Genomic DNA, 4,479 nt, shown 5'->3' with positions numbered 1-4,479 from the left:
ACCCCGCCCGTGCCAAAGCGCTGCACCGCGAACACCATGGCAAGGATGACCAATGTCAGCGGCACGACATAGGGCTGGAAGGTCGGCGTGACGACATTCATGCCCTCGACCGCCGACAGCACCGAAATCGCCGGTGTGATGACGGCGTCACCGAAGAAAAGCGATGCCCCGACGATGCCGATAGCGAGCATCAATGCTGAACGCTTGGGGAAACTGCCGCGCGCCAGCGCCATCAGCGACAGCACGCCGCCCTCGCCGCGGTTGTCGGCGCGCAGCACGAACATGATGTATTTGATGGTGACGATGATCGTCAGCGACCAGATGATCAGCGACAGCACGCCGAGAATATCGCCGCGCTGGGCGACATTGCCGCCCGAGGACGCCACCAGCGCCTCGCGAAAGGCGTAGATCGGGCTGGTGCCGATATCCCCATAGACGACACCGAGCGCGCCCAGCATCAGAACCTTGGTGCTGTGCTGTTCGACTTCCGAATGGCTCGATTGTTCGACGGGTTCTGCCTCACTACCAGTGTTGGTAAGGGCCATGGACGACACTCCGATAAGCGCGCGGTGCTCTACGCTTGCTGCGATGCAATATCAAGTGCCGTCGCGTAATGGCTGCCATGCCTGCCGCGCCAGGCTGCCCATCGCTACCATCCGCAGGCCTTGAGGAACCGACCCACCGTGCCGGCCATGCCATACTCCAACGCGTCGGCTGTCAACCCATGTCCGATCGACACTTCGGCCAATGCCGGAATGCGCTTGACCAGCGCCGGCAGATTGCCAACCACGAGATCGTGCCCGGCATTGACCTGCAGCCCGGCGGCAAGCGCCGCGTCAGCGGTTTTTCCCAATCTTTCCAGCTCTTTGGCCGCTTTGGCGGAATCTGTGTGATAGCTGCCATATGGACCAGTATAGAGCTCGATGCGATCGGCACCGGTGTCACGTGCGGCCGCCACCCAATCGGGATCAGGGTCGGAAAACAGCGACACGCGAAAGCCCCCTTTTTTCAAGCGTTTGACGATCGGTGTAAGGAACGCGGCCTGGGTGGCGAAGTTCCAGCCATGGTCCGATGTCGCCTGGGCCGGATCGTCCGGCACCAAAGTCACCTGTTCAGGCTGATGCTTTTCCACAAGCAACAGGAAATCCTCGGTCGGATAGCCCTCTATGTTGAATTCCGCGCGCGGAAACTCGTCGTCGATCAGCGACCGGATCTCAGGCAGATCGGAGTGTCTTGTGTGCCGCTCGTCGGGGCGCGGATGCACCGTCAGCCCATGCGCCCCGGCCGCCAGCGCAATGCGGCCGAGGCCGGTCACGCTTGGCCACGGCAGGTCGCGCCGGTTGCGCAGCATGGCGATGGCATTGAGGTTGACGGAGAGCTTTGCAGGCATGCGGGCGGTCTCGGAAATCATTCAACGCGCCCACCTATAATGCCTTTGACGGGAACAGTAATGCCTTTGGTGGGAACAGACTGGGGGTTTCGGGTGTTCCAAGCCTGATGAACGAGCCGGGAAAGGAAAGCGCCGATGAATTTTCTCGATGAGGTTCCGGCAATTCGCCGTATCGAGACCAGCCGCGACGACCTTTTCGCCATCGATGTCGTCGGGCACGTTTCCGCGGCCGACGGTGAAAATCTTTTCGGGCTGCTGGAGGCAGCCTATGCCCTGCATCCGCGCATCGATGTGCTGGTGCGCCTCGTCGACCACGATGGCGTCGACTGGGCCGACATCGCGGACGAGACCCTGAAGCAGGGCGCGATCCATGCATTGAAACATGTCGGCCGTTGCGCAACCATCGGCGAACCGGACTGGATAGCGGACGCACAACGCTTTCTGCCGTCCTCCCCGCCCGTTGAAATCAGGCACTTCAAGGCGGAGGACGAGGCCGCCGCCTGGCAATGGCTTGCCGCGCAGCCTATCGGAGCAACAGCATCCGGCGCCCCTACCTGACGATCGTCAGCCGCTCGGCCGCCCGCGTGATGGCGGTGTAGAGCCATCGCTGGCGGGTTTCCTTGAAGGCCCAGCTTTCATCGAACAGCACGATCTCGTTCCACTGCGAGCCCTGCGCCTTGTGCACGGTCAGCGCGTAGCCATAGTCGAAATCGTCGAAGCGCTTCTTCTGCTGCCACGGGATGTCGGCATCGGGATCCTCGAACGCCGCCTTGAGCAGCTTGATCTTGGCGACGCCGCGATCCGGATCGTCCTCTTCCGGCGACACCAGAAGGTTGATGCCGGGCTTCACCGTCTCGCGCGACGAGGTCATCACCTTCCACAGCGAGCCGTTGAGCAGGCCCTTGGCCGGATCGTTGCGCAGGCAGACGAGCTTGTCGCCGGCCTGCGGATAATCGGCGTTGAAGCCCTTGAGCTCGCGCAGCCGCTGATTGTAGCGGCGACGCGTGCGGTTGGTGCCGACCAGCACCTGGTCCGCCTTCAGCACCAGCTCCTGGGTAACGTCTTCCTTGCCGATCACCTGCGCCGTGCCATAGTCGCCACGCATGAATTCACGGCCCTCGCGCACATCGAGCGCCAGCCGCAGGATCGGGTTGTCGCGCGCCTGCCGGTGGATTTCGGTCAGCAAAAAATCCGGCTCGTGGTCGGTGAAGAAGCCGCCACCCGAGATCGGCGGCAGCTGGCCGGGGTCGCCCAGCACCAGGATCGGCGTGCCGAAACTCATCAGGTCGCGGCCGAGCTGCTCGTCGACCATCGAGCATTCGTCGATGACGACCAGTTTCGCCCGCGTAATCGGGCTCTGGCGGTTAAGCGAGAAGGTCGGCGACATCGAGGTCTTGCCGGTGACCTCGTCCGATACCGATTCCTCGCCCTTCGGCCGATAGATCAGCGAATGAATGGTGCGCGCATTGACCGCGCCCTTGGAGCGCAGCACCTGCGCCGCCTTGCCGGTGAAGGCGGCGAACTGCACCTGGCCGTCGACATGTTCGGCGAAATACCGCGCCAGCGTCGTCTTGCCGGTGCCGGCATAGCCGAACAGCCGGAACAGCTGCGGCTGGCCGGTCTTCAGCCATTGGGCGACCGCCTTCAGCGCGTCGTCCTGTTGGGGAGAGAATTCCATCAGCGCGAGAGACCGGATTCGCAAGGGAAAGACAAGACAGCCGCCACCATCATCGATGCGCCGGGACGCTTCAATGCCGCCGACGGGTCAGGCTATCAGGCGCAGACAAGAACGTAAAGGGAACATACAAGCTCACCCCACACCTTATCGAATCGGCTGGGGATCGTTTTCCAGCAGGATCGGCTTGCCGTGCGGCGTGGCATGCGCGGCGCGCTCCCAGGCTTCAGCCATGGCGTCGACATCCGACTTGGCGGCCAGCCCTTTGGTGGCAAGCAGGCTTTCCAGCGCGGCCAGCCAATGTTCGTAATAGTCATGGCCGTCAGCCGCGGCGCCTGGCTTCTTCACTTCGATCGACAGCGCCTGCGCCCACTCGCTCCACGAAAACAGGCCCTTGTCGTGCAACGCCACCGTCATGGCGAACGCCTCAGCCTGCCACGGCTCGGCAAACACCGGCGTATCGACGCCCGGCGGCAGCTCGGGCAGATCCGTATCACGCCGGCTCAAGATAGCTCTCCCAGGCGTCTATCGAGACGCTCAGCGTCGGGTCGGCGTCCTCGCCCCAGATTTCCGGCCCTTCGAAAACCACGGTGTAGACCCATTGCGGATTTTCGCCGTGTCCATGCGCGTTGCTGTCGGGGAACACGAAACCGTCGTGCACCGTCTCAATCACCCCCTGCTTGGCGCGCGCATAGCGCGGCAGCCGCGTGTGGCCGGTCGGGTTGAGGTTTTTGGTCCGTACGGGGTCGCCGGCCTTGAACCGCGCCGGCCGCGCCGCCGACCGGTCGCAAGGACCACCCTTGGCCAGCACTGCGGGCACGTTTTCCGCCTTCAGCACCCTCTTGGGCGTCGCTGCCGGATCGACTGCCTTGCCCGCTTCGAGATCGCGCTCGCTGACGAAGCCATGGCGGTTCAACAGCACCTCCAGCGCCTTGATCCATATCTGGTAGTAGCTCGATGAATAGTAGACAGCCGGATGCAGCGATTCCCGTGCGTGCCGGCTCTCGTCGATGTTCCACGCGCCCATGGCGCCGGCAGTCAGCGTAACGCCGAGCGCCCGCCTTTCCCAGGCGGCATGGAAATAGGGCTCGTCCTTTTCGGGCGCGACGGGGCCGAACCCCATCTGCCCGCCAAGATCGTGCGGCCCGTTCATGCCGGCTGCCCCTCTATTTCAGGTCTTTGGGCCAGGCCGGTCCCGATCATCGCATCACGGCTGACCAGCTCCGCCAGCCGCTCCTCGCTCCAGCCCTCGGTGCCCTCAGGCCGCATCGGCACGACGAGATAGCGCAGCTCCGCGGTCGAATCCCAGACGCGTATTTTTGTCCCGGCCGGCAGCGTGAGTCCAAATTCTTCCAGCACGCCGCGCGGATCGATCACCGCGCGCGAACGATAGGGCGGCGCCTTGTACCAGACC

General features: G+C 63.6%; 7 protein-coding genes. 1 reads left to right on the top strand and 6 read right to left on the bottom strand.

The features are described 5' to 3' along the window. Both EN964_RS25900 and EN964_RS25895 read right to left on the bottom strand, forming a co-directional pair. The coding region (locus EN964_RS25900; RefSeq protein ID WP_206528759.1) for a KUP/HAK/KT family potassium transporter at nt 1-545 on the bottom strand (545 nt) is incomplete at its 3' end. 104 nt (nt 546-649) lie between these two features. Further along, the gene (locus EN964_RS25895; protein ID WP_127271118.1) at nt 650-1,390 is read right to left on the bottom strand and encodes a pyridoxine 5'-phosphate synthase; all 741 of its coding nucleotides are present in this window, start codon (nt 1,388-1,390) and stop codon (nt 650-652) included. 135 nt (nt 1,391-1,525) lie between these two features. Between EN964_RS25895 and EN964_RS25890 the strand changes: the two genes are divergently transcribed. Continuing rightward, entirely contained in the window at nt 1,526-1,948 is a 423-nt protein-coding gene (locus EN964_RS25890; RefSeq protein WP_127271116.1) for an STAS/SEC14 domain-containing protein, read from the top strand. Here EN964_RS25890 and EN964_RS25885 read toward each other — a convergent pair. The 4 genes from EN964_RS25885 to EN964_RS25870 all read right to left on the bottom strand — a co-directional run. After that, a complete protein-coding gene (locus EN964_RS25885; protein ID WP_027034850.1) occupies nt 1,941-3,068 on the bottom strand; it encodes an ATP-dependent RecD-like DNA helicase in 1,128 nt (375 codons plus the stop codon). The genes EN964_RS25890 and EN964_RS25885 overlap by 8 nt on opposite strands. A gap of 144 nt (nt 3,069-3,212) precedes the next feature. Further along, nucleotides 3,213-3,572 carry a nitrile hydratase accessory protein gene (locus EN964_RS25880; protein WP_127272020.1) on the bottom strand — a complete coding sequence of 120 codons (360 nt, stop codon included), beginning with the start codon at nt 3,570-3,572 and terminating at the stop codon, nt 3,213-3,215. Then, the gene (nthB, locus tag EN964_RS25875; protein WP_127272759.1) at nt 3,559-4,218 is read right to left on the bottom strand and encodes a nitrile hydratase subunit beta; all 660 of its coding nucleotides are present in this window, start codon (nt 4,216-4,218) and stop codon (nt 3,559-3,561) included. The genes EN964_RS25880 and nthB overlap by 14 nt, the downstream gene beginning before the upstream one ends. Next, on the bottom strand, nt 4,215-4,479 hold a 265-nt coding region (locus EN964_RS25870; RefSeq protein WP_164775992.1), incomplete at its 5' end, for a nitrile hydratase subunit alpha. The genes nthB and EN964_RS25870, both read right to left, overlap by 4 nt.

Source organism: Mesorhizobium sp. M7A.F.Ca.CA.001.10.2.1, from assembly GCF_003998575.1.
Taxonomy (GTDB): Bacteria; Pseudomonadota; Alphaproteobacteria; order Rhizobiales; family Rhizobiaceae; genus Mesorhizobium.
The sequence above is the reverse complement of the archived record's forward strand: the minus strand, read 5'-3'. Positions and strand labels throughout refer to the sequence as shown.

Bases quoted from the DNA above. Each gene is read 5' to 3' on its own strand.
- EN964_RS25895 (WP_127271118.1), bottom strand. From the start codon at position 1,390: ATGCCTGCAAAGCTCTCCGTCAACCTCAATGCCATCGCCATGCTGCGC.
- EN964_RS25890 (WP_127271116.1), top strand. From the start codon at position 1,526: ATGAATTTTCTCGATGAGGTTCCGGCAATTCGCCGTATCGAGACCAGC.
- EN964_RS25885 (WP_027034850.1), bottom strand. From the start codon at position 3,068: ATGGAATTCTCTCCCCAACAGGACGACGCGCTGAAGGCGGTCGCCCAA.
- nthB (WP_127272759.1), bottom strand. From the start codon at position 4,218: ATGAACGGGCCGCACGATCTTGGCGGGCAGATGGGGTTCGGCCCCGTC.